Annotated in this window: 1 protein-coding gene; it reads left to right on the forward strand. The window is 68.8% G+C overall.

Going from position 1 to position 1,501, the window contains the following annotated elements; translation table 11 throughout:
- A partial coding sequence (locus VGB60_RS01115) for an efflux RND transporter permease subunit (RefSeq protein WP_331036446.1) occupies positions 1-1,501 on the forward strand: 1,501 nt, incomplete at both ends.

Consider the following 1,501-nt stretch of genomic DNA (forward strand, 5'->3'; position numbering starts at 1 on the left):
GCTGACGCCCAAGGAGGCCGCCTACCGCTCCATGCAGGAGGTGTCGGGCGCCCTGATCTCGATCGGTCTGGTGCTGGTCTCGGTGTTCGTGCCGACCATGTTCGTGCCGGGCATTCCGGGCATCTTCTATCGCGAGTTCGCTATCGTCATCACCACGGCCTCGGTGGTGTCCTTGCTGGTGTCGCTGACCTTGTCGCCGGCCATGGCCGCCCTGCTGCTGAAGCCGCACAAGGAGCACGACAGCCGTCGCAAGCCGGGCCTGCTGGGCTCGGCGGCCTACTACGGCGGCTTCGCCGGCCGGAAATTCAATGAGGGCTTCGACTGGCTGTCGGACAAGTACGGCCGCATCACCGCGCGGCTGGTCCGCACCGTCGGCATCGTCCTGATCGTCTACGTCGGCCTGCTGGGCCTGACCGGCTGGCGGCTGATGGACACCCCGTCCGGCTTCATCCCCGAACAGGACCAGGGCTTCCTGATCGGCGTGGTCCAGCTGCCCCCCGGCGCCTCGCTGGAGCGCACCGAGGCGGTGATGACCCGCGCGTCGGACATCATCAAGGGCACCGACGGCGTCGAGGGCATGGTCGCCTTCGCCGGCCTGGACGGCTCCAGCTTCTCCTTCGGGTCCAACGCCGCGACCATCTTCATCCGTCTCGACGCCTTCAAGGAGCGGAAGACGGCCGAGCAGGCCGCCGCGGCGCTCGCGGGCGCCATCACCGGCGCCACCATGGGCGTCGAGGACGCCAACATCTTCGTCATCGCTCCGCCCGCGGTTCAGGGCTTGGGCAACGGCAACGGCTTCCAGATGATGGTGCAGGACCGTTCCGGCGCCGGCTACCGCGCGCTGGAAGGCGCCACCTTCGCCATGATGGGCGGGGCGGCCCAGGCGCCCGATCAGGTGCAGCAGGTGTTCTCGACCTACAACACCGGCTCGCCGCGCATCGCCGCGGACGTCGACCGCGACCGCGCCCTGATGATGGGCGTCCAGCCAGGCGACGTGTTCAACACCCTGGGCGTCTATCTGGGTTCGTCCTACGTCAACGACTTCAACTTCCTCGGCCGCACCTTCCGGGTGACGGCCCAGGCGGAGCCGGCGGCGCGCGACGACATCGCCGACATCGCTAACCTAAAGACGCGCTCCGCCTCGGGGGCCATGGTGCCAATCGGCTCGGTCGCGACCCTGCGCGAGGATTCCGGCCCCGCCCGGATCGTGCGCTACAACCTGTTCCCGGCCGCCGAGCTGCAGGGACAGGCGGCCGCCAACGTCTCCTCGGGTCAGGCCATCGAGCGGATGGAGCAGTTGGCGCAGGCCACCCTGCCCCCCGGCTTCTCCTACGAATGGACCGGTCTGGCGCTGCAGGAGAAGTCGTCGTCCGGCGGCGCCACCCTGGTCTTCATCATGGCGGTGGTGTTCGTCTTCCTGGTGCTGGCGGCCCAGTACGAGGCCTTCACCCTGCCGCTGGCGGTCGTGCTGATCGTGCCGATGTGCATCCTCGCGGCCATG

The sequence above is a fragment of the Brevundimonas sp. genome (assembly GCF_036399195.1).
Classification (GTDB): Bacteria; Pseudomonadota; Alphaproteobacteria; order Caulobacterales; family Caulobacteraceae; genus Brevundimonas.